General features: G+C 69.9%; 27 protein-coding genes and 1 pseudogene. 19 read left to right on the forward strand and 9 right to left on the reverse strand.

Annotation, left to right across the window (positions count from 1 at the left end; translation table 11 throughout):
• Positions 1 to 134 precede the first annotated feature (134 nt).
• Positions 135 to 1,133, reverse strand: coding sequence for an SDR family oxidoreductase (locus tag DPQ23_RS08785; RefSeq protein ID WP_112874451.1), 999 nt, complete (start codon positions 1,131 to 1,133; stop codon positions 135 to 137).
• Between the two features lie 526 nt (positions 1,134 to 1,659).
• Here DPQ23_RS08785 and DPQ23_RS08790 point away from each other — a divergent pair.
• The 6 genes and pseudogenes from DPQ23_RS08790 to DPQ23_RS08815 all read left to right on the forward strand — a co-directional run bounded on the left by DPQ23_RS08790 (position 1,660) and on the right by DPQ23_RS08815 (position 7,806).
• The gene (locus tag DPQ23_RS08790; RefSeq protein ID WP_112874331.1) at positions 1,660 to 2,778 is read left to right on the forward strand and encodes an NADH:flavin oxidoreductase/NADH oxidase; all 1,119 of its coding nucleotides are present in this window, start codon (positions 1,660 to 1,662) and stop codon (positions 2,776 to 2,778) included.
• Between the two features lie 229 nt (positions 2,779 to 3,007).
• The gene (locus DPQ23_RS08795; protein WP_112874332.1) at positions 3,008 to 3,826 is read left to right on the forward strand and encodes an ABC transporter ATP-binding protein; all 819 of its coding nucleotides are present in this window, start codon (positions 3,008 to 3,010) and stop codon (positions 3,824 to 3,826) included.
• A 28-nt stretch (positions 3,827 to 3,854) separates the two neighbouring features.
• Positions 3,855 to 4,577: pseudogene (locus DPQ23_RS08800) on the forward strand (transporter substrate-binding domain-containing protein); the annotation flags it as partial.
• Positions 4,578 to 4,765: 188 nt separating this feature from the next.
• Positions 4,766 to 5,647: an ABC transporter permease gene (locus DPQ23_RS08805; RefSeq protein ID WP_112874334.1), complete on the forward strand. Its 882-nt coding sequence runs from the start codon at positions 4,766 to 4,768 to the stop codon at positions 5,645 to 5,647.
• Positions 5,644 to 6,471 carry an ABC transporter permease gene (locus tag DPQ23_RS08810; protein ID WP_112874335.1) on the forward strand — a complete coding sequence of 276 codons (828 nt, stop codon included), beginning with the start codon at positions 5,644 to 5,646 and terminating at the stop codon, positions 6,469 to 6,471. The genes DPQ23_RS08805 and DPQ23_RS08810 overlap by 4 nt, the downstream gene beginning before the upstream one ends.
• A 3-nt stretch (positions 6,472 to 6,474) precedes the next feature.
• The gene (locus DPQ23_RS08815) at positions 6,475 to 7,806 is read left to right on the forward strand and encodes a glutamine synthetase family protein (protein WP_112874336.1); all 1,332 of its coding nucleotides are present in this window, start codon (positions 6,475 to 6,477) and stop codon (positions 7,804 to 7,806) included.
• A gap of 42 nt (positions 7,807 to 7,848) precedes the next feature.
• Here DPQ23_RS08815 and DPQ23_RS08820 read toward each other — a convergent pair whose 3' ends face one another.
• The gene (locus tag DPQ23_RS08820) at positions 7,849 to 8,976 is read right to left on the reverse strand and encodes an aminotransferase class V-fold PLP-dependent enzyme (RefSeq protein WP_112874337.1); all 1,128 of its coding nucleotides are present in this window, start codon (positions 8,974 to 8,976) and stop codon (positions 7,849 to 7,851) included.
• A 143-nt stretch (positions 8,977 to 9,119) separates the two neighbouring features.
• Between DPQ23_RS08820 and DPQ23_RS08825 the strand changes: the two genes are divergently transcribed.
• The 4 genes from DPQ23_RS08825 to DPQ23_RS08840 all read left to right on the forward strand — a co-directional run bounded on the left by DPQ23_RS08825 (position 9,120) and on the right by DPQ23_RS08840 (position 13,201).
• Positions 9,120 to 9,818, forward strand: a complete 699-nt coding sequence (locus tag DPQ23_RS08825) for a type 1 glutamine amidotransferase (protein ID WP_112874338.1) — start codon at positions 9,120 to 9,122, stop codon at positions 9,816 to 9,818.
• Positions 9,818 to 10,426 (forward strand): FMN-binding negative transcriptional regulator, encoded by a 609-nt coding sequence (locus tag DPQ23_RS08830; RefSeq protein WP_112874339.1) that lies wholly within the window; start codon positions 9,818 to 9,820, stop codon positions 10,424 to 10,426. The genes DPQ23_RS08825 and DPQ23_RS08830 overlap by 1 nt, the downstream gene beginning before the upstream one ends.
• A gap of 47 nt (positions 10,427 to 10,473) precedes the next feature.
• On the forward strand, positions 10,474 to 11,829 hold the full coding sequence (locus tag DPQ23_RS08835) for a glutamine synthetase family protein (protein WP_112874340.1): 1,356 nt from the start codon (positions 10,474 to 10,476) through the stop codon (positions 11,827 to 11,829).
• A gap of 61 nt (positions 11,830 to 11,890) precedes the next feature.
• Positions 11,891 to 13,201: an NAD(P)/FAD-dependent oxidoreductase gene (locus DPQ23_RS08840; RefSeq protein WP_112874341.1), complete on the forward strand. Its 1,311-nt coding sequence runs from the start codon at positions 11,891 to 11,893 to the stop codon at positions 13,199 to 13,201.
• Here the strand turns inward: DPQ23_RS08840 and DPQ23_RS08845 are convergent.
• From DPQ23_RS08845 to folK, 4 genes are all read right to left on the reverse strand, one after another.
• Positions 13,198 to 13,854 (reverse strand): DUF2062 domain-containing protein, encoded by a 657-nt coding sequence (locus tag DPQ23_RS08845; RefSeq protein ID WP_112874342.1) that lies wholly within the window; start codon positions 13,852 to 13,854, stop codon positions 13,198 to 13,200. The two genes, DPQ23_RS08840 and DPQ23_RS08845, sit on opposite strands and share 4 nt — an antisense overlap.
• 86 nt (positions 13,855 to 13,940) lie before the next feature.
• Complete coding sequence (locus tag DPQ23_RS08850; RefSeq protein WP_240602594.1) at positions 13,941 to 16,067, reverse strand: RelA/SpoT family protein; 2,127 nt, start codon at positions 16,065 to 16,067, stop codon at positions 13,941 to 13,943.
• A gap of 18 nt (positions 16,068 to 16,085) precedes the next feature.
• A complete protein-coding gene (gene rpoZ, locus DPQ23_RS08855) occupies positions 16,086 to 16,442 on the reverse strand; it encodes a DNA-directed RNA polymerase subunit omega (RefSeq protein ID WP_112874343.1) in 357 nt (118 codons plus the stop codon).
• Between the two features lie 65 nt (positions 16,443 to 16,507).
• A complete protein-coding gene (gene folK / locus DPQ23_RS08860) occupies positions 16,508 to 17,077 on the reverse strand; it encodes a 2-amino-4-hydroxy-6-hydroxymethyldihydropteridine diphosphokinase (protein ID WP_240602596.1) in 570 nt (189 codons plus the stop codon).
• 32 nt (positions 17,078 to 17,109) lie between these two features.
• On the opposite strand from folK, the gene DPQ23_RS08865 reads away from it, so the two are divergent.
• From DPQ23_RS08865 to DPQ23_RS08880, 4 genes are all read left to right on the forward strand, one after another.
• Positions 17,110 to 17,679, forward strand: a complete 570-nt coding sequence (locus DPQ23_RS08865; protein WP_112874344.1) for a LabA-like NYN domain-containing protein — start codon at positions 17,110 to 17,112, stop codon at positions 17,677 to 17,679.
• A gap of 62 nt (positions 17,680 to 17,741) precedes the next feature.
• Complete coding sequence (gene ispH / locus DPQ23_RS08870; protein ID WP_162630696.1) at positions 17,742 to 18,701, forward strand: 4-hydroxy-3-methylbut-2-enyl diphosphate reductase; 960 nt, start codon at positions 17,742 to 17,744, stop codon at positions 18,699 to 18,701.
• Between the two features lie 160 nt (positions 18,702 to 18,861).
• Positions 18,862 to 19,311 carry a ribonuclease HI gene (gene rnhA / locus DPQ23_RS08875; RefSeq protein WP_112874455.1) on the forward strand — a complete coding sequence of 150 codons (450 nt, stop codon included), beginning with the start codon at positions 18,862 to 18,864 and terminating at the stop codon, positions 19,309 to 19,311.
• The gene (locus DPQ23_RS08880) at positions 19,308 to 19,955 is read left to right on the forward strand and encodes a trimeric intracellular cation channel family protein (protein WP_240602598.1); all 648 of its coding nucleotides are present in this window, start codon (positions 19,308 to 19,310) and stop codon (positions 19,953 to 19,955) included. The genes rnhA and DPQ23_RS08880 overlap by 4 nt, the downstream gene beginning before the upstream one ends.
• Here DPQ23_RS08880 and tgt read toward each other — a convergent pair.
• Positions 19,952 to 21,079 carry a tRNA guanosine(34) transglycosylase Tgt gene (gene tgt, locus DPQ23_RS08885; protein WP_112874345.1) on the reverse strand — a complete coding sequence of 376 codons (1,128 nt, stop codon included), beginning with the start codon at positions 21,077 to 21,079 and terminating at the stop codon, positions 19,952 to 19,954. The two genes, DPQ23_RS08880 and tgt, sit on opposite strands and share 4 nt — an antisense overlap.
• Before the next feature lie 74 nt (positions 21,080 to 21,153).
• Complete coding sequence (locus DPQ23_RS08890; RefSeq protein WP_112874346.1) at positions 21,154 to 21,906, reverse strand: GNAT family N-acetyltransferase; 753 nt, start codon at positions 21,904 to 21,906, stop codon at positions 21,154 to 21,156.
• A gap of 105 nt (positions 21,907 to 22,011) precedes the next feature.
• Here DPQ23_RS08890 and msrB point away from each other — a divergent pair, with 105 nt between their 5' ends.
• The gene (gene msrB / locus DPQ23_RS08895) at positions 22,012 to 22,419 is read left to right on the forward strand and encodes a peptide-methionine (R)-S-oxide reductase MsrB (protein ID WP_112874347.1); all 408 of its coding nucleotides are present in this window, start codon (positions 22,012 to 22,014) and stop codon (positions 22,417 to 22,419) included.
• Here the strand turns inward: msrB and DPQ23_RS08900 are convergent.
• The gene (locus DPQ23_RS08900) at positions 22,416 to 22,871 is read right to left on the reverse strand and encodes an outer membrane protein assembly factor BamE (RefSeq protein ID WP_112874348.1); all 456 of its coding nucleotides are present in this window, start codon (positions 22,869 to 22,871) and stop codon (positions 22,416 to 22,418) included. The genes msrB and DPQ23_RS08900 overlap by 4 nt on opposite strands.
• A gap of 182 nt (positions 22,872 to 23,053) precedes the next feature.
• Between DPQ23_RS08900 and DPQ23_RS08905 the strand changes: the two genes are divergently transcribed.
• The 4 genes from DPQ23_RS08905 (at position 23,054) to DPQ23_RS08920 (ending at position 26,106) form a co-directional block, all read left to right on the forward strand.
• Positions 23,054 to 23,626, forward strand: coding sequence for a YceD family protein (locus DPQ23_RS08905; protein WP_112874349.1), 573 nt, complete (start codon positions 23,054 to 23,056; stop codon positions 23,624 to 23,626).
• Positions 23,627 to 23,798: 172 nt separating this feature from the next.
• The gene (gene rpmF, locus DPQ23_RS08910) at positions 23,799 to 24,005 is read left to right on the forward strand and encodes a 50S ribosomal protein L32 (protein WP_112874350.1); all 207 of its coding nucleotides are present in this window, start codon (positions 23,799 to 23,801) and stop codon (positions 24,003 to 24,005) included.
• 20 nt (positions 24,006 to 24,025) lie between these two features.
• Positions 24,026 to 25,135, forward strand: a complete 1,110-nt coding sequence (plsX, locus tag DPQ23_RS08915; RefSeq protein WP_112874351.1) for a phosphate acyltransferase PlsX — start codon at positions 24,026 to 24,028, stop codon at positions 25,133 to 25,135.
• Positions 25,132 to 26,106: a beta-ketoacyl-ACP synthase III gene (locus DPQ23_RS08920; RefSeq protein ID WP_162630697.1), complete on the forward strand. Its 975-nt coding sequence runs from the start codon at positions 25,132 to 25,134 to the stop codon at positions 26,104 to 26,106. Before plsX ends, DPQ23_RS08920 begins: the two co-directional genes overlap by 4 nt.
• Positions 26,107 to 26,140: the final 34 nt, after the last annotated feature.

Below are 26,140 nucleotides of genomic sequence, written 5' to 3' on the forward strand. Positions count from 1 at the left end.
GCACGCCCCTTGCCCAACGGATGGGCATGGGGCGTGCCTCGGTTGCGACCGCAGCGACAGGCCTGCGGCGCGCTTCCCGCCGCAACGCGACGGGGGCCATGTGGCCCGCCGGTTCCGGCGATTTCTGCGGCCCGTCAGCGACGGCGCAGGGTTCGATACACCAGAAATCCGCCCGCTGCGGCGGCCAGCGCCTGGGGGATGGTCAGGCCGCCCAGCGACCGGGGGATCACCGCCGGCGCAGCGCTGCTGCTGCCCTGGCTGCGCACCCGCGCGTCGGCGTTGCCGTCCCACAGATTGTCGGACCCGGCCGTCGTCGGCTCGCCCAGTTGCATGTCGAACAGCACCGTCTCGCTGACCCGGTCCAGCAGGCCCGGCGCGACGTTGGCAAGGGCCGCGGTCATCGGCCCCGCCGCGCCGACAAAGGCCGAGCGGGTCGGATGCCGGGCCGCGCGCAGCACCGCCGCGGCGACCCGCTCGGGGTCGATCACCGGGGGCGGCAGCACCGGCTGATGCCCGGTATAGTTCCGCACATGCTCGCTCAGCGGGGTCGCGGCTGACCAGGGCTTGATCAGGGTGACGGCGACCTGCGCCCCCCGGTGCCCCAGTTCGTCGCGCAGCGCATCCGTGAAACCCTGAACCGCGTGCTTGGACGCGGAATAGATGCCTTGGACCGGGGCCGCCCGGTCGGACAGGACGCTGCCGACGTTGATCAGCGCGCCTCCGCCGGATGCCTCGAGGTGCGGGATGGCCACCAGCGAGCCGTTCACCACCCCCCAGAAGTTGATGTCGAACAGCTGGCGCATGTCCGCCTCGCTGACCTCCTCCAGCACGCCCCAGATGCCGACACCGGCGTTGTTGACCCAGGTGTCGATCCGCCCGAAGCGGTCCACCGCCTGTCGCGCCAGGCGGTCCAGGTCGTCGCGCCGGGTCACGTCCGCAACGACGGCCAGCGCCTGTCCGCCCGCGGCCGTGATGTCGTCGACCGCCTGGTCCAGGGCCGGCTTGGTGCGGGCCGCCAGCACCACACACGCGCCCTGACGCGCCGCCCTGCGGGCGGTCGCCAGCCCGATGCCGCTGGACGCGCCCGTGACGACGATGACCTGTTCGGACAGTGGCTTCAGCCGGACCCCCACGATCACACCCCCTGTGCGGCGTGGCGCCGCGTCATCGGGGTTGCGGGTGCAACCGAACGCAAGGGGGCCTGGTCCATGCCACAAGGGCGCGTGCCGGTGATGGTCATCCTCAATCTCTCCTGCTGGATCATGCCCACTCAACCCGCATTCGCCGCTTTCGATCCCATGGCGGTTCGGCCTTTCAACACCGTTGGCGCGGCAGGCGGCGACCGGCGGCCTTGATGTTCCACGGGTCCGGCGAGGCCAGGCGCGGCCACAGCGCGCGGGCGCGGCTGGGGCGCGTTCCCGGCCCGGCCGGTGCGCCGCGTCCCCCGCGGCGGGCCTTGCAGACGACGTGCGCCAAGCGCATCGTTCTGCATACCTGCCCGGCCCTGCCCGGCGACATCACACCGCGGCAACGGCAGAGGGGGAGAACGGCCCCTGCTTCCAATCCCGCCGGTCGATTGCACATCCGGTCCGCCGTTCCTACACCGGGGGTCAGCGCAGCGGCACGCTGCCGCCCTGTTTGTCCAAACGAGGTCCGCCGATGTCGTCCCGCCTGTTCAGCCCCTTTGTCGTGGGCACGCTTGCCTTGGCCAACCGCATCGTCATCGCGCCCATGTGCCAGTACTCGGCGGTGGATGGCTGCATGACCGACTGGCACGTGATCCACCTGGGCCAGCTTGCGCTGTCGGGGGCCGCCCTGCTGACCATCGAGGCGACGGCCGTCGTCCCCGAAGGGCGCATTTCATGGGGCGATGTCGGCCTGTGGTCCGACGAGACCGAGGCGGCCATGGCCCGCACGCTGGACACCGTGCGCCGCTGGTCCGACATGCCCATCGCCCTCCAGCTGGCGCATGCCGGGCGCAAGGCCTCGACCGACCTGCCGTGGAAGGGCGGCCAGCAGATCCCGCCCGGCCAGACGCATGGATGGCAGACCGTGGCCCCCAGCGCCGCGCCGTTCCAGGCGGACGAGATCCCGCCGGTGGCGCTGGACAGGGCCGGGCTGGACCGCGTGCGATCGGGCTTTGCCGATGCGGCCCGTCGCGCCGGTCGCCTGGGGATCGACGCCGTGCAGATCCATGCCGCGCACGGCTATCTGCTGCACCAGTTCCTGTCGCCGCTGTCGAACGCGCGCGACGACGACTATGGCGGAAGCCTGGACAACCGGATGCGCCTGACGCTCGAGGTGTTCGACGCCGTCCGCGAGGCGTTCCCGGCCGACCGCCCGGTCACGGTGCGCGTGTCGGGCACCGACTGGGTGGACGGCGGCTGGGACATCGCGCAGACGATCGCCCTGGCCCGCGCGCTGGAGGCACGGGGCTGCGACGCCATTCACGTGTCCAGCGGCGGGCTGGACCCCCGCCAGCAGATCCCGGTCGGCCCCAGCTATCAGGTGCCGCTGGCGCGCGCCGTCAAGCAGGCGACGGGCCTGCCCGTGGTCGCGGTGGGGCTGATCACCGACTATGACCAGGCCGAGGCCATCGTGGGGACGGGGGACGCCGACCTTGTCGCGCTGGCCCGCACCATCCTTTACGATCCGCGGTGGCCCTGGCACGCGGCGGCCCATCTGGGCGGTCGGGTCAAGGCCCCCGCTCAGTACCTGCGCTCGCAGCCCCGGCAGTATCGGGCGCTGTTCGACGTCGAGGGCAGCGCCGAGTCCTGAGCTTGCGCGACCGCGTGCTGCCCTGACGGGACAGCGGCAGAGCAGCGCGGACCCGGCCCGGCCGGCGTCCGTCGTCTGCTTTGCAACCGGAAGCCGACAGGGCGCCGACCGCAAGGATGGACGACCGTTGCCGATCCAGCCGAACCCCGGTCCACCCGGCGCCACGCGCCGACGCCGACCGGACGAACCCGTTGCATTCCGGCGGGGAATCACGCCACATGGGCCGACCATGACCGTTGACGCCGTTTCCCCGAACCCCCGCCCGGCTGCCGCCGAGCCCGGCGCGCCGGTCATCCAGATCCGCGGCCTGCACAAGGCCTACGGCGCGCTGCAGGTGCTGAAGGGCGTGGACATGACCGCGCCGCGCGGCCATGTCGTGACCCTGATCGGGTCGTCGGGCTCCGGCAAGTCGACGCTGCTGCGCTGCTGCAACCTGCTGGAAAACAGCCAGGCGGGCGAGATCCTGTTCGAAGGCGAGCCTGTGCGCTGGACCGGCACGGACAGCCGCCGCGTACCCGCCGACCGCGCGCAGGTCACGCGCATCCGCACGAACCTGTCGATGGTGTTCCAGCAGTTCAACCTGTGGTCCCACCTGACGATCCTGCAGAACGTGACCGAGGCGCCCGTTACCGTGCTGGGCCAGCCCCGCGCCACGGTCGAGGCGCGCGCCCGCGCCCTGCTGGACAAGGTGGGCATCGGCGACAAGGCCGACGCCTGGCCCGCGCAGTTGTCGGGCGGCCAGCAGCAGCGCGCCGCCATCGCCCGCGCATTGTGCATGGAGCCGCGCGCCCTGCTGTTCGACGAGCCGACCAGCGCCCTTGACCCCGAATTGCAGCAGGAGGTCGTCAAGGTCATCAAGGACCTGGCCGCCGAGGCGCGCACCATGATCCTGGTGACCCACGACATGCGCCTGGCCGCCGATCTCAGCGATCATGTGGTGTTCCTGCACAAGGGCATGGTCGAGGAGGAAGGCCCCCCCGAGCAGATTTTCCGCGCACCCCGGACCGACCGGCTGCGCCAATTCCTCAGCGCCACGATGGCGGCCTGACAACAACGACGACCAACGGGAGACGACGATGAGAGGACTGATGATTGCCGCGGCGGTGCTGGCGCTGACCGCAGGGGCAGGCGCGGCACAGGTCATCCGCATGGGCACCGAGGGCGCCTATCCGCCCTACAACTTCGTCAACGACAAGGGCGAGGTGGACGGGTTCGAGATCGAGCTGGGCAACGAGCTGTGCCGCCGCATCCAGGCCGAATGCACATGGGTCCGCAACGACTGGGATTCGATCATCCCGAACCTGGTGTCGTCGAACTATGACACCATCATGGCCGGCATGAACATCAGCGACGAGCGGCGCAAGGCGATCGCGTTTTCGGAGCCCTACACCCCGCCGCCGCCCTCGGCCTATCTGGCGCTGACCCCCGATGCCGACATCACCGGCGTCGTCGCGGCGCAGACCGGGACCATCCAGGCGTCGCACGTGGCCGACACCGGCGCGCAGCTGCTGGAGTTCGCGACCGGAGAGGAGACGGTCGACGCGGTCCGCAACGGCGAGGCCGAGGCCGTGTTCGCCGACAAGGACTTTCTGGCGCCCTTCGTGAACGATTCGAACGGCGAGATGGTCTGGGTCGAGGGCAAGGACACGGTGGTTCTGGGCGAGGGCCTGGGCATGGGCCTGCGCAAGTCCGACACCGAGCTGAAGGCGCGCTTCGACAAGGCCATCATCGACATGAAGGCCGACGGATCGCTGGACGCGTTGATCGTCAAGTGGTTCGGGCCCGAGGCAAAGACGTTCGGCACCGCCCCCGCGGCGGCGGCGCCCGCAGCCGCCGGTGCCACCGCACCCGCGACCGCCACCGCACCCGCGACTGCCGCGGCGGCCCCTGCCGCCGGCGCGCCGACGGGCGCGGCCGCGCCTGCGGCCACGAACTGATCCGATGACAGGGGACCGCCGCACCTGACGAGGCGGCGGTCCAGGCCCTCATGTTCGCAAGCTGCAGCAACCCCGCCGTCCTGGACGGCCTGCCCTGGCTGATGTGTTATCTCACATCGGGCAAGCACCTGCTGTTCTACGCCTCGTTCGGCACGGTCCTGCTGCTGCTTGCGATCACCGCGCCGCTGGCGCTGCTGCTGGGCTTTGGCGGCGCCCTGGCCGCACGCTCGCGCATCCGGCCGCTGCGGTGGTTCGGCAAGGTCTATACCGCGATGGTGCGTGGGGTGCCCGACATCATCTTTTTCCTGTTCGTGCCCATCGCCATGGACCAGTCGCTGGAATGGCTGCGCAGCCGCGTCTACTGCGACCCCTCGGTACCCGTCCGGCAGGGCAACGAGTTCGTCGTCTGCGCGCTGGCCAAGCTGCCCCGCGCCGATGCGGCCGGCTGGGTGCATCAGGGCTATGGCTTTGCGCTGGCCGTCGTGGCGTTTGCCATCGTGTTCGGCGCGTTCGCGGCCAACGTCCTCAGCGGGGCGATGGCGGCGGTGCCGCGTGCCCAGCTTGAAACCGCCGAGGCCTACGGGATGAGCGACCGCCAGATCAACCGGCGCATCCTGATCCCGCAGATGTGGACCTATGCCCTGCCCGGGCTGTCGAACCTGTGGATGATCCTCATCAAGGCGACGCCCCTGCTGTTCCTGCTGGGGGTCGAGGACATCGTCTATTGGGCGCGCGACCTGGGCGGCACCAAGACGTCCACCTATGCCTATCCGCATCCCGACTGGCGGCTGTGGTATTTCCTGGTAATCCTGGCCTTTTACCTGATGATGACGTGGGTGTCGCAGCGGGTCATCGACCGCGTGGCCGGGCGGCTGTCGCACGGCCAGGCCACACTGGCCGGAGAGGCGATGCGCCGGGTGGCCGTGCCATGAACCAGTGCCTTCAGGACATCGCGGACTTCGGCCTGCGCTCGATCGGGATCGGCGAACTGACGCTCTCGGGGATCGAGCTGACGCTGTGCCGGCAGATGACGCTGATCGCATCCGGCCTGATCTGGAACATCTATTTCGGGGTGTTCGCGCTGGCCGTCGGGTTCTGGATGGCGACGGGGCTGGCCCTGGCCAAGTCGAGCCGCAATCCGGCCCTGCGCCGCCCGGCCGAGTGGTTCATCTTCCTGTTCCGGGGCAGCCCGCTGTTCATCCAGTTCTTCATCGCCTACCAGGCGTTCGTCCTGCTGCCGCGCGAGGGCGTCGAGGTGTTCGGCGTCATCGTGCAGACAAGCTGGCTGACGCGGGCATGGGCGGGCGCGCTGATCGTCCTGATCCTGAACACCGCCGCCTATTCGGCCGAGATCTTTCACGGCGCGCTGCGCAACGTTCCCAAGGGCGACCTCGAGGCCGCCGATGCCTATGGCCTGTCGGGATGGCCGCGGTTCCGGCGCATCGTCTGGCCAACGATGCTGCGGCTGGCCTGGCCCGCCTACACCAACGAGGCGATCTTCCTGTTTCACGCGACGACGCTGGTGTTCTTCTCGGGCTTTCCGGTCTTTCGCCAGCAGGGCGACGCGCTGTACTTTGCCAGCTTCATCGCCGATCGCACCTACAACCCGTTCGTCGCCTATCCGATCGTGGCAGGCTATTTCATCCTTCTGACCCTGGCGCTGATCACGCTGTTCGGGGTCGTCAACAGGCGGTTGAACCGGCATCTGCCGGGCGCCGCCCAACGGCTACGCTATCGGCCGAACATCATCAGGTGAACCATGGACTGGCTGAGGGAACATCCCGAGGTAAAGACGATCCGCGTCGCGGCGGCCGACCTGAACGGCGTCGCGCGCGGCAAGCGCATTCCGGCACGCTTTGCCGACAAGCTTCTGACCGAGGGGACCAAGTTCCCCTATTCGGTCCTGAACATGGACATCTGGGGCGAGGATGTCGAAGACAGCCCGCTGGTGTTCAAGGCCGGCGACCCCGACGGGCTGCTGATGCCGACGGAACGCGGCTTCATGCCGATGCCGTGGCTGGACGCGCCCACCGGGTTGTTGCCGCTGTGGATGTTCCACCCCGATGGCCGCCCCTATGACGGCGATCCGCGGCAGGCCCTGGCCCGCGTCGTCGAACGCTACGAGGCCGCCGGCCTGACGGCCGTGGTGGCGACCGAGCTGGAGTTCTTCCTGATCGACGACAGCCAGGGCCAGTTGCGCGTGCCGCCCAGCCCGCGGTCGGGAAAGCGCCGGACCGGGGCCGAAACGCTCAGCCTGCGGGCGCTGGACGCCTTTGACCGGTTCTTCACCGCGCTCTACGACGCGTGCGAGGCGATGGACATTCCCGCCGACACCGCCATCTCCGAGGCGGCGCCCGGGCAGTTCGAGCTGAACCTGATGCACCAGCCCGACCCGCTGAAGGCCGCGGACGACGCCTGGCTGTTCAAGCAGCTGGTCAAGGGGCTGGCACGCCGCTTCGGGTTTGCGGGGTCGTTCATGGCCAAGCCCTACGAGCTGTTCAACGGCTCGGGGATGCACATGCATTTCTCGGTCCTCGACCGCAACGGCGACAACGTCTTCGACGACGGCACGGACCGCGGCTCGGACATTCTGCGCCATGCGGTCGCCGGCTGCCTGGACGCGATGCCGGGATCGACGCTGCTGTTTGCGCCCCACGAGAACAGCTATGACAGGCTGGTGCCGAACGCGCACGCGCCGACCGGCATCGGCTGGGCGTACGAGAACCGCACCTCGGCGATCCGCATTCCGTCGTCCGGGCCCAAGGCGCGGCGGATCGAGCATCGCACGCCGGGCGGCGACGTGAACCCCTATCTGACCGTGGCCGCGATCCTGGGGGCGGCGCTGAACGGGATCGAGGACAAGGCCGAGTGCCCGCCCCCGATCACCGGGAACGCCTATGACCAGGGACTGGCGCAATTGCCGGCCGACTGGGGCGCGGCCATCGACGCGTTCGAGCACAGCCCCCAGACGCGCCGCATCTTCCCGGCCCACCTGATCGAGAACCTGGTGATGACCAAGCGGCAGGAACTGCACTACATGGCCGAACTGTCCGACGAGGAAACGGTCGAGCTGTACCTGGACACGGTCTGAGGCCGCGCGACAGGGACGCGCCTGACCGCCCCCGGCGCGCGGTCAGAGCACCCGGTCCAGCACGCCCGTCAGCCGCGCCAGCGTTCCGTCCACGTCGCGCAGCTTGTCGAGGCCAAACAGCCCCAGGCGAAAGCTGCGGAATTCGGCGCCCTCGCCCACCTGCAGCGGCACGCCCGCGGCGGTCTGCACGCCCTCGGCGGCAAAGGCGCGGCCGCTCTGGACCTCGGGGTCGTCCGTATAGCTGACCACGACCCCCGGCGCGGCGAACCCCTCGGCCGCGACCGAGCGAACGCCGCGTCCCGCCAGCCAGTCGCGCACGCCGCGGCCCAGTCGCCACTGCGCCTCGCGCGCGGCGTCCCAACCCATCTCGCGCGTCTCGGCCATGGCGTCGCGCAGCCCCACCAGGGCGTCGGTCGGCAGGGTCGCGTGATAGGCGTGGCCGCCCGCCTCATAGGCGGCCATGATCGCGCGCCATTTCTTCAGGTCCAGGACAAAGCTGTCGCTGGTGGTGCGGTCCAGCCGCTCGACCGCGCGGTCCGACAGCATCACCATCCCGGCCGAGGGCGATGCGCTCCAGCCCTTTTGGGGAGCCGAGATCAGCACGTCCACGCCGGTCGCCTGCATGTCCACCCAGATTGCGCCCGAGGCGATGCAGTCCAGCACCATCAGCGCGCCCACCTCGTGCGCGGCATCCGCCAGCGCGGTGACATAGTCGTCGGGCAGGATCAGACCGGCCGAGGTTTCCACATGGGGCGCAAAGACGGCGTCGGGGCGCGTCTCGCGGATGCGGGCCACGACCTCGTCGATGGGGGGCGGGGCATAGGCAGGACGGGGATCGTTGCCGGCCGGACGCGCCATCACGACGGTGGTCTCGCGCGCAAAGCCGCCCGCGTCGAATATCTGCGTCCAGCGATAGGAAAACCAGCCGTTGCGGACGATCAGCGCATGGGCGTCGCGGCCGAACTGGCGGGCCACCGCCTCCATCGCGCAGGTGCCGCCGCCGGGCACCAGCGCCACGCCGGCTGCGCCATAGACGTCGGTCGCCATGGCCGAGATGTCGCGCATCACCTGCTGGAAACGCTGCGACATGTGGTTCAGGCTGCGGTCGGTGAACACGACCGAGAACTCCATCAGGCCGTCGGGATCGACATCGGGGCGCAGGCCGGGCATGGGCAAACTCCTGTTCGTTCGGCGCGCAGGCTAGCACGCGCGGCGCGGGCTCGGCCACCCGGCCGTTTGGCGCAGATGCGCCGCCCCTTGCGGTGCCCCCTGCCCCGCGCCTACGTTGTCGCCGAACAACCAGCGAGTTTTCGATGCGGATCGGCATCCTGAAATGCGGCCAGTCGCCCGAGGTCATCCGGGGCGAGGTCGGCGATTATGACGACATGTTCGTCCGGCTGCTGGCAGGTCGCGGGTTCACCTTCGACAGCTATCACGTCGAGGCGATGGAGTTTCCCGCCACCGTCCACGACGCCGACGGCTGGCTGATCACCGGATCGCGCCATGGCGTCTATGAGGATCACGCCTTCATCCCGCCGCTGGAGGGGTTCATCCGCACCGCCCATGACGCGGGCGTTCCGATGGTGGGGATCTGCTTTGGCCACCAGATCATCGCTCAGGCGCTGGGCGGGCGGGTGGACAAGCACCCGGGCGGCTGGGCCATCGGCCCGCAGGATTATGATTTCGGGGACCAGACCGTGACGCTGAACGCGTGGCACCAGGACCAGGTGACCACCCTGCCGCCGGGGGCCGCGCCTTTGGGGCGCAATGCGTTCTGCGAGAATGCGGCGCTGGTCTATGGCGACCGGGCGTTTACCGTCCAGGCCCACCCCGAGTTCGGCGACGCGGTGATCGACGGCCTGATGGAGCATCGCGCAGGCTTGGTGCCCGGCGCGCTGATCGACGATGCGCGCGCACGCCGCGGACAGGCCGATGCACGCCCCGTGGCCGACCGGATCGAGGCGTTCTTCAAGGCCGCGCGCGACCGCAAGCCCCGGCGGGGGGCCGCCTGATGTATGTCCCGCCTGCGTTTGCCGAGGACCGGCCCGAGGTGCTGGCGGCGCTGATCGCGGCCCATCCGCTGGCCACGCTGATCTCGCACGGGCGGGACGGGCTGACGGCGAACCTGATCCCCATGCAGCTTGATCCGGCCGCGCAGGTGCTGCGCGCCCATCTGGCGCGCGCCAACCCGCAACTGGACGACCTGCGCGCGGGTGGCGCGGTCCTGGCGGTGTTTCAGGGCCTGCAGGCCTATGTCTCGCCGGGCTGGTATGCCTCCAAGGCCGAACACGGGCGCGTCGTCCCGACCTGGAACTATCTGACTGTGCAGGTGCGCGGCGTTCCGCGCATCCTCGACGACGCCGACTGGCTGCACGCGCAGGTGTCCAGCCTGACCGATACGCATGAGGCGGGCGCCAGCGTCCCTTGGGCAGTCACCGATGCGCCCCCGGCCTTTGTCGCGGCGCAGCTGCGCGGCATCGTGGGGCTGGAAGTGCCGGTCGCGCGCCTGCAGGGCAAGTGGAAGGCCAGCCAGAACCGCCCCCCCGATGACCGCGCCGGCGTGATCGCGGGTCTGGCCGAACGCGGCGACCCGATGGCCGGCGTCGTGCCGGCGCCCTGACCCTCCGTTCCCAGAAAGCCGGCCCCGGCGCCGGCGGAAAGTTACCCATGTCAGACTGGCTGACGAAGATCCCGGCCGCCGCGCGGCAGTATATCGACGGCCGCCGCCTGGACGAGATCGAGTGCATCGTGCCCGACATCGCCGGCGTCGCCCGCGGCAAGGCGATGCCCGCGTCCAAGTTCGCGCGGCAGCAGAGCTTTTATTTGCCCAACAGCATCTTCCTGCAGACGATCACCGGCGAGTGGGCCGACAACCCGACCGGCGCGTTCACCGAACCCGACATGGTGCTGACCCCGGACTACGAGACGACCTCGGCGGCGCCGTGGACCGCGGACGTGACCCTGCAGGTGATCCACGACGTGTTCGACCAGCAGGGCCGCCCGGTGCCGATCGCGCCGCGCAACGTGCTCAAGCGCGTCGTCGGGCTTTACGCCGAACGCGGCTGGCGCCCCATCGTGGCGCCCGAGATGGAGTTCTTCCTCGTCGCCCGCAACATCGACCCCAACCAGCCGATCCAGCCGCCGATGGGGCGAACCGGACGACGCGCCGCCGCCAAGCAGGCCTATTCGCTGTCGGCGGTGGACGAATACGGCAAGGTCATCGACGACATCTACGACTTTGCCGAGGCGCAGGGGTTCGAGATCGACGGCATCCTGCAGGAAGGGGGCGCCGGGCAGGTCGAGATCAATCTGGCCCACGGCGACCCGGTGCAGCTGGCCGACCAGATCTTCTACTTCAAGCGGCTGATCCGCGAGGCGGCGCTGCGCCACGACTGCTTTGCCACCTTCATGGCCAAGCCGATCGAGGGCGAGCCGGGCAGCGCCATGCACATCCACCACTCGGTGGTGTCCTCGCAGACCGGGGACAACATCTTTTCCGACCCCGAGGGGCGCGAGACGCCGGCCTTCCTGCATTTCATCGCCGGGATGCAGCGGCACCTGCCGGCGGCGGTCGCGCTGCTCGCGCCCTATGTGAACAGCTATCGCCGCTATGTCCCCGACTTTGCGGCGCCCATCAACCTGGAATGGGGCCGCGACAACCGCACGACCGGGCTGCGCGTCCCGATTTCGGACCCGAGCGGGCGGCGGGTGGAAAACCGTCTGGCGGGGATGGACTGCAACCCCTATCTGGGTTTTGCCGCGTCGCTGGCGACCGGCTATCTGGGGCTGATGGAGGGCGAGAACCCGCGCGCGGAATGCCTGGGCGACGCCTATATGGCCGAGGACGGCCTGCCCCTGAACCTGGGCGACGCGCTGGACGAGATGGTGGAATCCGAGCCCATGCGCGAGGTGCTGGGGACCGAGTTCGTGGCCGTGTACGAATCAGTGAAACGCAACGAATACAAGGAGTTCCTGCAGGTGATCAGCCCGTGGGAGCGTGAGCACCTGTTGCTGAACGTGTAAGGGGCAGACCGGGGCGCTGCCCCGGACCCCGGGATATTTGGGCAAGAAAGAAGCCCCTGCGATGAACCTGCTGTTTTCCAACGACCGGCGCGCGACCTATCCGCCCAGCCTTTATGCCGCGCAGAACCCGGCCCTGCCGCCGTTCGCGCCCTTGCGGGGCGAGACGCGGGCCGATGTGGCCGTGGTCGGGGGCGGCTACACGGGCCTGTCGGCGGCGCTGCACCTGGCGCGCGCGGGGCGGCGGGTTGTCCTGCTCGAGGCGCATCGCGCGGGCTTCGGCGCGTCGGGGCGCAACGGTGGGCAGGTCGGCTCGGGCCAGCGGCTCGAGGTCGAGGAACTGGAGCGAATGGCGGGGCGCGAGGCCGCGCGGCGGTTGTGGGACATGGCCGAGGAAGCCAAGGCCCTGACCCGCGCGCTGGCCGACGCCTCGGGCGTGGCCTTTCACCCGGGCATCGCCCATGCCGCCCGCAGTGCGTCCGAGGTTGCCCACGCGCGCGCCAACGCCGAACGGCTGGCGCGCGATTACGGCTATCACCAGATCACGCCCCTGGACCGCGACGGGCTGCGCGCGCTGGTCCGGTCGCCGCTGTACCGCGGCGGCGACATCGACCGCGGCGCGGGGCACCTTGACCCGCTGGGGCTGGCGCTGGGGATGGCCCGGCTGGCCGCCCAGGCCGGGGCCGTGATCCACGAGGACAGTCCCGTCCACCACATCGCCCATGCCACGCGCGCGGGCGGCAAGACCATCGTGCAGACCGGAACGGGTCGGGTGATCTGCGATCACGTGATCCTGGCCGCCAATGGCTATCTGGGCGGTCTGGACACCCATGTCGCCGCGCGCGTCATGCCGATCAACAACTTCGTCGTGGCGACCGGGCCGCTGGGCGCGCGCGCCGACGACATCCTGACGCAGAACATCGCCGTCCACGACACCCGCTTCGTGGTGAACTATTGGCGCCTGTCGGACGACCGGCGGCTGATCTTCGGGGGTGGCGAGAACGTCAGCTATCGCTTTCCGCGCGACATCGCGGCCAAGGTCCGCCGGCCACTGGAACAGGTCTATCCCCAGCTGAAGGGGGTGGCGATCACCCACGCCTGGGGCGGGACGCTGGCGATCACCATGAACCGGATGCCGCTGTTCGCCCGGCCCGCGCCGAACTGCCTGTCGGCCAGCGGCTATTCCGGTCATGGCGTGGCGCTGGCGACCCTGGCCGGAAAGCTGATGGCCCGGGCGGTGCAGGGCCAGTCCGAGGGCTTTGACGCCATGGCCGCGCTGGCCCCCGCGCCGTTCCCGGGCGGTGCCGCGCTGCGCTGGCCGCTGCTGGTGGCCGGCATGTCATGGTACGGGTTGCGCGACCGGCTGGGGATCTAGAGCGGCGGGTCCTCGGTGCCCGCAGCAGGCGGCGGGGCGGTCTGGCGTGCCCGCAGAGCTGCGATCCGGCGCGCCATGCGGGCGGCGCGGCGGTTGTGATAGGCCCGCACCAGCGGCACGGTCAGCGCGTGCCCGATCAGCGCGGCAATCAGCCCCGGGATCAGCCCCCCCACGAAATAGGGCAGCAGGATGGTCTGCGCGAAATGCGCCAGCCTGTCCCATTCGGCGGCCCGACCGTCGAATAGCGTCATGACGTTCTGCGCCAGTTGCGTTCCCGCAGCACTGAATTCGTCCAGGATCGCGCGGGGGGCCATGCTGCCCTCGATCCCCAGCATCCGCCGCCCCAGGCCCACCGACATCACGGCAATGAACGGGATGGTCAGCGGATTGCCCACCATGGTGCCCAGCACCCCCGCCAGCACGTTGCCCCGGACGGCCCAGGCCAGCGCCATCCCGCCCAGCAGGTGCAGGCCGAACATGGGCGTGAAGCTGACGAAGGTTCCTGCCGCAAAGCCGCGCGCGACCCGGTGGGGCTGATCGGGCAGCCTGCGGACGCGGTGCACAAGATACTGCACGGCCCGTGACCAGCCCCCGCGCGGATAGACCATGTCGCTGGCAAGCTGGGAATAGCTGCGCGGCTTGCGCTTGAACACCCCGGCCCCCCCGGCTGTCGTTTCGGCTGCGCGGACAGTCAATCAGGCCGTGCGGCGGGCCGCAAGCCACAGCCGCGCCGGGGCCGTCACAGTCGGTTCCGCTGGGCCGGGTCGCGGATGCGGGCCACCTGCGCCACGTCGCTTTCCGCCTCAAGCGCGGTCAGCAGCGCGTGCAGGTGCTCGCGGTCGCGCAACTCGACCTCGACGGTCAGGCGATAGAAATCGGGCTTCCTGTCGTTGAACTCGAGGTTCGAGATATTGGCCCCCTGCGCCCCGATCAGCGTGCAGATGCGGCCCAGAACGCCCGCATCGTGGCGGATCGTCAGCGACATCAGCGTGGAATAGACGGGCGGATGACGCCCTTCGCGCCAATGCAGGTCGACCCAGCGGCCCGGCTGGCTCTCGTAATCCTCCAGCACCGGGCAGTCGATGGCGTGGATGACGACGCCCTTGCCGCGATAGGTGATGCCGACGATCCGCTCTCCGGGCAGGGGGTTGCAGCAGGGTGCGCGGACGGATTCCTGATCGGCCTCAAGCCCGGCCACGGCGCGACCGGCCTCGACCTCCTCCTCGGCCAGGACCAGGTCCGGATAAAGCGCCGCCGTTACCGCGCGCGCCGACATCTCGGCACTGCCGATGCGGGCCAGCATCTCGTCCGAACTGGGCAGCGCCAGCGCCTTGGCGGCGGTCCGCAGCGCCTTGTCGGTGACCTTGCGGTTCAGATGCTCGAACGCGACGCGCACCAGCTCCGATCCCAGCCGGATGAAGCGGGATCGGTCCTCCTCGCGCAAGGACCGCCGGATCGCGGCCTTGGCGCGGCCGGTCACGACGATCCCCAGCCAGGTCGCCTGCGGGCGCTGGCCCGAGGCCGCGATGATTTCCACCGACTGGCCGTTCTTGAGGCGGGTCCACAGCGGCACGCGGATGCCGTCCACCTTGGCGCCCACGCAGCCGTTGCCCAGCCGGGTGTGGATCGCATAGGCAAAGTCGATGGGCGTGGCCCCTTTGGGCAACTGGATCACGTCGCCCTTGGGCGTGAAGCAGAAGACCTGATCCTGGTACATCTCCAGCTTGACGTGTTCGAGGAACTCGTCGTGGTCCTCCTCGCCAAAGCGTTCGGTCAGGCTCGCGATCCACTCGCCCGGATCGACCGCAAAGGGGTTTCGCGTCCGAACGCCGTCGCGATAGGCCCAGTGCGCCGCGACGCCCGCCTCGGCCACCTCGTGCATGGCGCGGGTGCGGATCTGGACCTCGACCCGCTTGCCGTCCCGCCCCGAAACGGTCGTGTGGATCGAGCGGTAGCCGTTCGACTTGGGCTGGCTGATATAGTCCTTGAACCGGCCCGGGACCGCCCGCCAGCGGCGGTGGATGATCCACAGCGCACGATAGCACTCGGCCTCGGACCCGGTGATGATGCGAAAGCCGTAGATGTCGGACAGCCGGCTGAAGGCCAACTGCTTTTCCTGCATCTTGCGCCAGACGCTGAAGGGCTTTTTCGCGCGCCCGAAGACGGCGGCCTCGATCCCCTCGCGGTCCAGCTCGGCCCGGATGTCGGCGGTGATCTGCGGGATCACGTCGCCGGTTTCCTTCTGCAGCGTGACGAAGCGGCGGATGATCGAGTTGCGCGCCTCGGGGTTGATGACCTTGAAGGCAAGGTCCTCAAGCTCCTCGCGCATCCACTGCATCCCCATGCGGCCGGCCAGCGGCGCGAAGATGTCCATCGTCTCGCGCGCCTTCTGGACCTGCTTGTCGGGGCGCATCGACTTGATCGTACGCATGTTGTGCAGCCGGTCGGCCAGCTTGACCAGGATCACGCGCAGGTCGCGCGACATGGCCATGAACAGCTTGCGAAAGTTCTCCGCCTGCTTGGTATGGGTGCCGGACAGTTGCAGGTTGGTCAGCTTGGTGACGCCGTCCACCAGATCGGCGATCTCGCGGCCGAACAGCCGCTCGATGTCGGTCCAGGTGGACCGGGTGTCCTCGATGGTGTCGTGCAGAAGCGCGGTGATGATGGTGGCGTCGTCCAGCCGCATCTCGGTCAGGATCGTGGCGACCGCGACCGGGTGGGTGAAATACGGCTCGCCCGAGTGGCGCGTCTGCCCCTCGTGCATGCGCAGGCCATAGTCGTAGGCCTGCCGGATCAGATCGGCGTTGGTCCGCGGGTTGTAGTTGCGGACCAGGGCAATCAGATCATCGACATCGATCCGGTCCAACCGCCCGCCCCGACAGAGTCAGCCGCGATCCTGGGCCTGCAGCATCATGCGCAGCATGCGCTCCTCCGACTCCTCGTCGGCGGGCTTGGGACGATCGACCTCGGCGCCCAGCAGCAGCGCCATCGCGTCCTCCTCGGGCTCGTCCACCTCGATCTGGGTCTGGGTGGTCTCGATCATGCGCTCGCGCAGCTCGTCGACGGGCTGGGTCTCGTCAGCGATCTCGCGCAGGGCCACGACGGCGTTCTTGTCGTCGTCACGGTCGACGGTCAGCGGCGAGCCGGCCGCGATCTCGCGCGCGCGATGGGCCGCGAGCAGAACCAGATCGAAGCGGTTCGGAACCTTGTCAACGCAATCTTCGACGGTCACGCGGGCCATGCAACACCTCTGCGAATCGCAACTTCAGGGCAAGGAGGCATGACTGGCGTGTGCCTGCACCATTGTCAAGCCGCCGGTGCCATCCCCTTCAGCGCCGACGCAGGCAGGTCGGCCAGCATCTGCGCCACGGTCCGCCCGGTGCGCGGATGGGTCCAGCCGGGCGCGATCTCGGCCAGCGGGGCCAGCACGAAGCCGCGGTCCTGAAGGCGCGGGTGAGGCAGGATCAGCCGGTCCGGGGCAAGCCTGGCCTGATCGGCCGGGGACAGCGCGCGCCAGCCGTCCTGGGTGGCCGCGTCAGGCACCACGCCGTCCCCCACCGCCAGCAGGTCGATGTCGATGCCGCGCGCCGCCCAGCGGCCGGACCGGACGCGCCCCATGGCCGCCTCGACCCCGTGCAGGCGGGCCAGCAACGCGCCCGGCGCCTCGGCGGCCCAGGCGGCAGCGCAGGCGTTGATATAGTCGGGGCCCGAGCCCGCGGGGTGCGCCGGGGTGTGCCAGAACCGGCTGACCGCGGCCAGCCGCAAGCCGGGCAGATCGGCGATTCGACCCAGTGCCGCGCGCAGGGCGTCGGCGGGCGAACCTGCCGAACTGGACAGGTTTGCCCCAAGGCCCAACAGCGTTAGTATCGCGTCCAAAGGTTTTCCCAGTTTCGCACGAGGTCATTCACTTGTTTTACAAGGACGATCGGTTGGCCCTGTTTATCGACGGGTCGAACCTGCATGCCGCAGCCAAGACGCTGGGGTTCGACATCGATTACAAGCTGCTGCGCCAGGAATTCGAGCGCCGCGGCAAGCTGATCCGTGCCTACTACTACACCGCCCTGCTGGAAAGCGAGGAGTACTCGCCCATCCGCCCGCTCGTGGACTGGTTGAATTACAACGGCTTCACGATGGTCACCAAGCCGGCGCGGGAATACGTGGATTCGATGGGCCGCCGGCGCGTCAAGGGCAACATGGACATCGAACTTGCGGTGGACGCGATGGAGTTGGCCCACCGGCTGGATCATGCGGTGCTGTTTTCGGGCGATGGCGATTTCCGCCCGCTGGTCGAGGCCCTGCAGCGGCAGGGCGTGCGGGTGTCGGTGGTGTCCACGCTGCGCAGCCAGCCCCCGATGATATCCGACGAGCTGCGCCGGCAGGCCGACAACTTCATCGAGCTGGACGCCCTGCGCGAGATCATCGGCCGTCCGCCGCGCGAGCCGCGCGACCCCCCGCCCGCGCCCGCCGCGGACGGATGACGCAGGCGCGGCGCGGTGCGTCACGGCTGGACCTTGGCCGCCCGGCGCGCTAACCCGCCGTCATGATCAGCAAGCCGCCCCTGACCCTGTATCTGGCCGCGCCGCGCGGGTTCTGCGCGGGCGTGGACCGGGCCGTCAAGATCGTGGAACTGGCGCTGCAGAAATGGGGCGCGCCGGTCTATGTCCGCCACGAGATCGTGCACAACCGCTTTGTCGTGGACGGCCTGCGCGCGCAGGGCGCCGTCTTCGTCGAGGAACTGGACGAGGTTCCCGACGACCGTCCGGTGATCTTTTCGGCCCACGGCGTGCCCAGGTCCGTCCCGGCCGAGGCACAGCGGCGCAACATGGTCTATGTGGACGCGACCTGCCCGCTGGTCAGCAAGGTCCACATCGAGGCCGAGCGCCACCACGCCGAAGGCCTGCAGATGGTCATGATCGGCCACGCCGGCCACCCCGAGGTGCTGGGCACCATGGGCCAGCTGCCCGAGGGCGAGGTGATCCTGGTCGAGACGGTGGACGACGTGGCCCGCCTTGCGCCGCGCGACCCGTCGCGGCTGGCCTGGATCACCCAGACCACGCTGTCGGTGGACGACACCGCCGCCGTCGTCGCGGCCTTGCAGGCGCGCTTTCCCGCCATCGTCGGCCCGGCCAAGGACGACATCTGCTATGCCACCACCAATCGGCAGGCCGCAGTCAAGGCGATCGCACCCCTGATCGACGCGCTGCTGGTGATCGGCGCACCCAACAGCTCGAACTCGCGCCGCCTGGTCGAGGTGGGGCAATCGGCCGGGTGCGCGCACGCGCAACTGGTGATGCGGGCGTCCGACATCGACTGGCGCGCGCTGGACGGCATCCGCGCGGTGGGCGTGACCGCGGGCGCCAGCGCGCCCGAGGTGCTGGTGGACGAGGTTGTCGCCGCCTTTGCCGAGCGCCACGACCTGACGGTCGAGTTGGTCGAGACGGCGCGGGAGCGGGTCGAGTTCAAGGTGCCCCGTGTCCTGCGCGAGCCTGTGGCCGGCTGAGCCGCCGCCCGGGGCCGCCCCTTGCGCCCGCTCAGACCTGTCCCCCGATCTGCGCCCGGCGCGACCCCCCTCATCATGATCCAGGAAGGAATGACCGTGCCGTTCGTGATCCATCCGGCTTGCCGCATTGCGCGGCCCTGCGCCCGCGCCGCGTGTCCGCGTGACTGACCTGTTCGCGTGGACCGATGGCGCTTGCAGCGGCAATCCCGGGCCGGGGGGATGGGGCGTGCTGATGCGCGCGATGGACGGCACCGCCATCGTGCGCGAGCGTGAACTGTCCGGGGGCGAGCCCGACACCACCAACAACCGGATGGAGCTGATGGCCGCCATCGCCGCGCTCGAGGCGCTGACCCGCGACACGGCGATCACCATCACCACCGACAGCGCCTATGTGAAGAACGGCGTCACCACCTGGATTCACAACTGGAAGAAGAACGGCTGGAAGACCGCCGATCGCAAGCCGGTCAAGAACGCCGACCTGTGGCAGCGGCTGGATGCCGCGCGAAGCCGCCACCGCGTCACCTGGGCCTGGATCAAGGGCCATGCGGGCCATCCCGAAAACGAACGCGCCGACGAACTGGCCCGCGCCGGCATGGCGCCGTTCAAGTGAAGCCCGATCTGGTGGGCGCGGTGTCGGGCTTTGTGGTGGCGCTGGATTATGCGTCGGTGCTGGTCTTTGCGCTGACCGGCGCCCTGGTTGCCAGCCGCAAGCAGCTTGATCCCGTGGGTTTCATCTTCATGGCCGCCATGACCGCCGTGGGCGGCGGCACGGTGCGCGACCTTGTGCTAGGACGCGAGGTGTTCTGGGTGTCGCGTCCGGGCTTTGTGCTGCTGGCGATGGCGGCCGCCTTCCTGGTGTTCTGGACGGCGCATCTGGTCGAAAGCCGTTATCGCTGGCTGTTGTGGCTGGACGCGATGGCGCTGTCGGTGGCCGTTCCCGCGGGGGTGGGCGTGGCGCTGGTCGGGGGCTATGGTCCCCTGATCGTGGTGATCGCCGGGATCGTCACCGGCACCTTCGGCGGGCTGATGCGCGACGTGGTGGGCAACGAGGTGCCGCTTGTCCTCAAGCAGGGCGAGCTTTACCTGACCGCCGCCTTTGGGGGCGCGCTGGCGGCGCTGGCGCTGACATGGCTGGACCTGCCGCGTCCCGTGGCCCTGACGGCCTGCGGGGCCGTGACCTTTCTGCTGCGGGCCGGGTCGATGCGCTGGGGCTGGTCGCTGCCCGCCTACAAGCCCCGGCCGCCGCGGAGCTAAAGGGGCGCGATGTCGCCTTGCGCCCGGACGGCGTGGAAATCCGCCACCCAGTCGTCCAGCGTGCCTGCGGCAATGGCGTCGCGCATGCCCTGCATGATCTGCTGATAATAATGCAGGTTGTGCCACGTCAGCAGCATCCCGGAAATCATCTCTCCGGCGCGGAAGACATGGTGCAGATAGGCGCGGGAATAGCCGGTGCAGGCCGGGCAGGTGCAGGATTCGTCCAGGGGGCGCGGGTCGTCGGCGTGCCGCGCGTTCTTGACGGCGACGGGGCCGCGCCGCGTCCAGGCCTGCCCGGTGCGCCCGGACCGCGACGGCAAAACGCAGTCCATCATGTCCACGCCCCGCTGGACAGCGCCCACGATGTCGTCGGGCTTGCCCACCCCCATCAGGTAACGCGGCCTGTCGGCGGGCAGCAGGTCGGTGGCGTAATCGAGGACGCCGAACATCGCCGCCTGCCCCTCGCCCACGGCCAGGCCGCCGATGGCATAGCCGTCAAAGCCGATGGCGCGCAGGGCCTCGGCCGACTCCTCGCGCAGGTGCCGGATCACGCCGCCCTGCATGATCCCGAACAGCGCGTGTCCGGGGCGGTCGCCAAAGGCGTCGCGCGACCGTTGCGCCCAGCGCATCGACAGGCGCATCGCCTCGGCCTGCCGCTCCTCGGTGGCGGGCAGGGCGGGGCATTCGTCAAAGGCCATGACGATGTCGGATCCCAGCAGGCGCTGGATCTCCATGCTGGTTTCGGGCGACAGCACATGGCGCGAGCCGTCGATGTGGCTGGCGAAGGTCACGCCCTCCTCGGTCAGCTTGCGCAGGTCCGACAGGCTCATCACCTGAAAGCCGCCCGAATCGGTCAGGATCGGCCGGTCCCAGTGCATGAAGCGGTGCAGCCCCCCCAGCCGGGCGATCCGGTCCGCGCCGGGGCGCAGCATCAGGTGATAGGTGTTGCCCAGCAGGATGTCGGCGCCCGTGGCGCGCACGCTTTCGGGCAGCATCGCCTTGACGGTGCCGGCCGTGCCCACCGGCATGAAGGCGGGCGTGCGGATCTGCCCCCGCGGGGTCGCGATGACGCCCGTGCGCGCCCGGTCCTGCGTCGCGGTGACGGTGAACGAAAACCCGGCCATGCCTGCCCTTCCGCTGGAAAGCGCCCTGTCTAGGCCGGACGGCCCGCGCTGGCAATGCGGCCCACGGCCGGGCGTCAGCCTGCCACGGCCCGCAGCAGGCGCGCGCGCGCGGGCGGGATGGCGCGGATCTCCAGCCCGGTGAAGACATGCAGGGTGTTCAGCTGGCGATCCACGACGGCATGGTCGCTGACCCAGCCCCCCATCAGCAGATAGGTCCGCAGCAGCGGCGGCATCGCGGCCATGGCGGCGCGGGCGTCGGGGCGGCGGCGCAGCAGCCGGGCAAAGCGGAACACGTCGGGCGCCTTGACCCGCGGCAGCCAGCGCGTCGGCGCCAGATGCCTGTCGCCCAGCATGGCGAACGCCTCCTCGTAGGCGGCGGTGTCGGTGCCGAGGAACGACGAGCAGCCGAACAGCATCTCGACGCCCTCGGCCTCGACATGGGCGGCCAGCGCCCCCCAGGCCAGGCGCAGGATGTCGGGGTCGCTGTGGGCGGGGTGGATGCAGAAGCGCCCGACCTCGATCATCGGACCGTCAAAGCGCGCCAGGCGCGACAGGTCGTAATGCTGCGCGGCATAGCTGCGCCCGATCTCGGCCCCGTGGGTCAGGGGCAGGATGCGAAAGCAGGCGACCAGCGCGCCAGACCGCAGGTCCTCGATCAGGACATGACGGCAGATCGCGTCATGGGTGTCGCTGTCCAGCGCCACGGGATCGTCGGCCCCCGTCCGCTGGCCCACGAAGCACAGCCAGCGCAGCCGCTGCGCGGCGCGCAGATCCTCGTCCGTGACGGCCAGACGGACGCCATAGCGCCCCTTGCGCAGGTTCAGCATCGCTTGACCTTCCAGATCGGTCACCAGGGGGAACAGGGGGAACGCGGCGCTTGTTCCCTGCCGGGTTAGCCCTAAGTTGTAACGGGGCGGCAACAGGAAAACGACATGACCGACAAGATCACCCGCAGCGATGCCGAATGGCGCGCGATGCTGGACGCCGAAACCTATCGCGTGACCCGCCAGGCGGGCACCGAGCGGCCCTTCTCGCATCCCGGCTTTCCCCGGGGGGCAGGGCATTACGCGTGCGCCTGCTGCGGGGCGCGTCTGTTCGACGGCGACCACAAGTTCGAGAGCCATTGCGGCTGGCCCAGCTTTTCGCGCGCGGGCGGCGCCATCGACGAGTTGCGCGACACCAGCCATGGCATGGTGCGGACCGAGGTGCGCTGCCACCGCTGCGACGCGCATCTGGGCCACGTGTTTCCCGACGGCCCGCCGCCCACGGGGTTGCGCTACTGCATCAACGGCGTCGCGATCCGCTTTGTCCCCGAGGGCGAGTCCGCCCCCGCGGCCTAGTCGATCAGCTGCCCCGCGTTTACGTTGCCGACGTTGCGGAACAGCTGGCGGATCACCCCCTCGCCCGAGACGCCGCTGTCCGTCACGCGCTGCGACAGCACCACGACGCGGCCGCTTTCCAGTCCGAACCGTTCCACGTTGGACACCACGCCCGATTCGTCGAAACTGATCGCCACGACCTGCCGGTCGATCTCACGCGGGGGGTTCAGGCCGTAATGCTCCCACCGCGATCCGACATAATACCAGCTGGCCCCCGTCAGCACGCCCTGCGACCCCGGACGGCCGATCAGCGATTCAAGCTGGTCTCGCGTGGTCTGGCCCACGACGACGGCCGAAAGCTCGTCATCGGGGGGGACATAGCCGTGGTTGCGATACAGCCGGGTACATCCGGCCGCGCCCAGCAGGGGCAAGGCCAGCGCCGCAAGGATCATCTGCCGCCGCGTGGTGGTCATCCGGGTGTCGATCCTTGCCGCTCGGGCGCCTCTGCAGGCGCGGTCTGCCGTGTGTCGCCGTGTTGCGGAACGGGGATGAGCCGGCCGCGGTTGTTGACGCCGCATGCGCCGCTTAGCAAACTCGGCGCCTGCGCTCAAGAATGTCAGATGCTTGGCGGCATGGTCCGCCAGAAAGGCCCGCCATGACAGCTTCCGACCCGACCCGCGGCGACCGCCGCCCCGATCCGGCGGCAGCCGGGCCCTACAGCCACAGGCTGCGGGTGTCGCAGCTCAGCCCGCGGCACGGTCACGACTTCGACCTGGTCCCCGATGCCGAGGCGCGCGCGCGCATCGCGCAGGCGCTTGACCTGACCCACCTGCCCTCGGTCCGGCTGGCCGGCCGGATCGTGGCCGCCGGGGCGGATGGCTGGCTGCTGACCGCGCGGCTGACGGCGCGGGTGGTGCAGCCCTGCGTGGTGACGCTGGGCCCCGTCGAAACCACGCTGGAGGAGGAGGTCAGCCGCCGCTATTCCCCCCATGTCGCGGACCCCGAGGGCGAGGAGGTCGAGATGGCGGACGACGAGGTCGAGCCGCTGGGCCAGGCCATCGACCTGGGCGCGGTCCTGGTCGAGGCGCTGTCGCTGGCGCTGCCCTTGTATCCTCGGGCGCCGGGGGCCGCCCTGGACGACAGCGCGGCCCCCGCGCCGGACGCCGAGGACGCCCGCAGACCCTTTGCCGGGCTGGGCGACCTGCTGGCCCGCCGCGACCGGGACTAGGGCCGGGGGGACGTGCGCCCCCTGCGGGCCGGGCTGCAGCCCGCCCGCAGGGGACCGCGTGCCCTGCCCCCTTTGACCTTGCGGGTCGCGGCGCAATGACGTATTGGCGCGGTTCGATCCGAAACTCTATGGGCCGGACCCGTCCCCGCGCCCCGCCACCAAAGGTTGACACATGGCCGTCCCACAGAACCGAGTGACCCGGTCCCGCCGCAACATGCGCCGTTCGCATGATGCGCTGGTCGCGGGCAATCCCAACGATTGCTCCAACTGCGGCGAACTGAAGCGTCCGCACCACGTCTGCCCGTCCTGCGGCCATTATGCCGACCGCGAAGTCGTGGCGCAGGCGGCCGCGATCGACCTGGACGACGACGCAGCCTGATCGTCGGACCGCCCGCGTCTATGCCCGCCGCGCTCGAGCCTTCCGGTCCGCACCGCCCTGGCGGCAGTGTCGTGATCTCGGTTGACGCGATGGGCGGCGACCGGGGCCCGGCCACCGTCGTCGCGGGCATCGCGCACAGCGCGGCCAAGAACGACGCCATCCGCTTTATCGTCCATGGACCCGAGACCGAGCTGCGCCGCCTGATCGGCAAGCGCAAGGGCCTGGCCGACCGCTGCGACATTCGCCACGCCCCCGGCGTGGTCACGATGAACGACAAGCCCGCCCAGGTGGTCCGCAACGCGCAGGACACCTCGATGTGGTCGGCGATCGAATCCGTCCGCGCGCGCGAGGCGACGGTCGCCGTCAGCTGCGGCAACACCGGCGCGCTGATGGCGCTGTCGATGATCCGGCTGCGCAAGCTGCCCGGCGTGAACCGCCCGGCCATCGCGATCCTGTGGCCCTCGCGCAATCCGACCGGGTTCAACGTGATGCTGGACGTGGGCGCGGACGTCAAGGCGGACGCCCCGGACCTGTTGCAGTATGCGCTGATGGGCGCGTCCTATGCCCGCAACGGCCTGGGCATCGCGCGTCCGCGCATCGGATTGCTGAATGTCGGCACCGAGGAGCACAAGGGCCGCGCCGAGCTGAAGCAGGCCAACGAGATGATCGCCGCGGCGGCGGCGGGCGGCAGTTTCGACTATGCCGGCTTCGTCGAAGGCAGCGACCTGCCCGGCGCGCGCGTGGACGTGATCGTGACCGATGGCTTCACCGGCAATGTCGCCTTGAAGACGGGCGAAGGGACGGCCAAGCTGGTCGGCGACTTCCTCAAGGACGCCTTCGCCAATTCCATCATGTCCAAGTTCGCAGCCCTGCTGGCCATGACCTCGCTGAAGCGGCTGCAAAAGCGCATCGATCCGCGGCGGGTGAACGGGGGCGTGTTCCTTGGCCTGAACGGCACGGTGGTCAAGTCCCACGGCTCGGCGGACGCGACGGGCGTTTCGGCGGCGATCAAGCTGGCGTTCCAGCTGGCGCAATCGGGCTTTCATGACCGGCTGGCGGCGCGGGTGGCCCAGGCGGCCGTCCAGGTCGCCGCAGCCCCGCCCGCCGCGGCGCAGGAGCAGACATCGTGATCCGCCGTTCCGTCATCCGCTCGACCGGCCATTACCTGCCCGAACGGGTGGTCGAGAACAGTCACTTCGAACAGACGCTGGACACCACGGACGCCTGGATCCGGGACCGCACCGGGATCGAGCGGCGCCATTTCGCCGCCGAGGGCGAGCGCACCAGCGACCTGGCCATCAAGGCGGCGCGGGCGGCGCTGGACCGCGCCGGTCTGGCCGCCAACGACATCGACGCCATTGTCGTCGCGACCTCGACCCCCGACCTGACCTTCCCGTCGGTCGCCACGATGGTGCAGGCGGGACTGGGCATGACGCGCGGCTTTGCCTTTGACGTGCAGGCGGTCTGCGCGGGCTTTGTCTTCGCCCTGGCGAACGCCGACGGCCTGATCCGGTCGGAACAGGCCAACCGCGTGCTGGTGATCGGGGCCGAGACGTTCAGCCGCATCATGGACTGGACCGACCGCGGCACCTGCGTGCTGTTCGGCGACGGCGCCGGCGCCGTCATCATCGAAGTGGCCGAGGGCGAGGGCACCAGCGACGACCGGGGCGTGCTGGCGACCGACCTGAACAGCGACGGCACGCTGCGCGACATCCTGTATGTGGACGGGGGCGTCGGGACGACCGGCACCGCGGGCTGCCTGCGGATGCAGGGCAACCTCGTCTTCCGGCATGCTGTCGAAAAGCTGGCGCAGACGGCGCATCGGGTTCTGGACAAGGCGGGGCTGGCCCCCGCGGACGTGGACTGGCTGGTCCCGCATCAGGCCAACCTGCGCATCATCACCGCCACGGCGAACAAGATGCACCTGCCGATGGACAAGGTGGTGCTGACAGTGGCCGACCACGGCAACACGTCGGCCGCCTCGATCCCGCTGGCGCTGTCGGTCGCGGACACCGCGGGCAGGTTCCAGCGCGGCGATGTCATCGTGACCGAGGCGATCGGCGGCGGGCTGACCTGGGGCAGCGTCGTCCTGCGCTGGTAAGTCCCACGCGGGCGGCGCTTCGTCCGCCTTGCCG

The sequence above is a fragment of the Paracoccus endophyticus genome, assembly GCF_003286075.1.
GTDB lineage: Bacteria > Pseudomonadota > Alphaproteobacteria > Rhodobacterales > Rhodobacteraceae > Paracoccus > Paracoccus endophyticus.

What these genes read in the sequence shown, in the direction of transcription:
- DPQ23_RS08790 (WP_112874331.1), top strand. Translation starts at nt 1,660, where the DNA reads ATGTCGTCCCGCCTGTTCAGCCCCTTTGTCGTGGGCACGCTTGCCTTG.
- DPQ23_RS08795 (WP_112874332.1), top strand. Translation starts at nt 3,008, where the DNA reads ATGACCGTTGACGCCGTTTCCCCGAACCCCCGCCCGGCTGCCGCCGAG.
- DPQ23_RS08805 (WP_112874334.1), top strand. Translation starts at nt 4,766, where the DNA reads ATGTTCGCAAGCTGCAGCAACCCCGCCGTCCTGGACGGCCTGCCCTGG.
- DPQ23_RS08810 (WP_112874335.1), top strand. Translation starts at nt 5,644, where the DNA reads ATGAACCAGTGCCTTCAGGACATCGCGGACTTCGGCCTGCGCTCGATC.
- DPQ23_RS08815 (WP_112874336.1), top strand. Translation starts at nt 6,475, where the DNA reads ATGGACTGGCTGAGGGAACATCCCGAGGTAAAGACGATCCGCGTCGCG.
- DPQ23_RS08820 (WP_112874337.1), bottom strand. Translation starts at nt 8,976, where the DNA reads ATGCCCGGCCTGCGCCCCGATGTCGATCCCGACGGCCTGATGGAGTTC.
- DPQ23_RS08825 (WP_112874338.1), top strand. Translation starts at nt 9,120, where the DNA reads ATGCGGATCGGCATCCTGAAATGCGGCCAGTCGCCCGAGGTCATCCGG.
- DPQ23_RS08830 (WP_112874339.1), top strand. Translation starts at nt 9,818, where the DNA reads ATGTATGTCCCGCCTGCGTTTGCCGAGGACCGGCCCGAGGTGCTGGCG.
- DPQ23_RS08835 (WP_112874340.1), top strand. Translation starts at nt 10,474, where the DNA reads ATGTCAGACTGGCTGACGAAGATCCCGGCCGCCGCGCGGCAGTATATC.
- DPQ23_RS08840 (WP_112874341.1), top strand. Translation starts at nt 11,891, where the DNA reads ATGAACCTGCTGTTTTCCAACGACCGGCGCGCGACCTATCCGCCCAGC.
- rpoZ (WP_112874343.1), bottom strand. Translation starts at nt 16,442, where the DNA reads ATGGCCCGCGTGACCGTCGAAGATTGCGTTGACAAGGTTCCGAACCGC.
- ispH (WP_162630696.1), top strand. Translation starts at nt 17,742, where the DNA reads ATGATCAGCAAGCCGCCCCTGACCCTGTATCTGGCCGCGCCGCGCGGG.
- tgt (WP_112874345.1), bottom strand. Translation starts at nt 21,079, where the DNA reads ATGGCCGGGTTTTCGTTCACCGTCACCGCGACGCAGGACCGGGCGCGC.
- DPQ23_RS08890 (WP_112874346.1), bottom strand. Translation starts at nt 21,906, where the DNA reads ATGCTGAACCTGCGCAAGGGGCGCTATGGCGTCCGTCTGGCCGTCACG.
- msrB (WP_112874347.1), top strand. Translation starts at nt 22,012, where the DNA reads ATGACCGACAAGATCACCCGCAGCGATGCCGAATGGCGCGCGATGCTG.
- DPQ23_RS08900 (WP_112874348.1), bottom strand. Translation starts at nt 22,871, where the DNA reads ATGACCACCACGCGGCGGCAGATGATCCTTGCGGCGCTGGCCTTGCCC.
- DPQ23_RS08905 (WP_112874349.1), top strand. Translation starts at nt 23,054, where the DNA reads ATGACAGCTTCCGACCCGACCCGCGGCGACCGCCGCCCCGATCCGGCG.
- rpmF (WP_112874350.1), top strand. Translation starts at nt 23,799, where the DNA reads ATGGCCGTCCCACAGAACCGAGTGACCCGGTCCCGCCGCAACATGCGC.
- plsX (WP_112874351.1), top strand. Translation starts at nt 24,026, where the DNA reads ATGCCCGCCGCGCTCGAGCCTTCCGGTCCGCACCGCCCTGGCGGCAGT.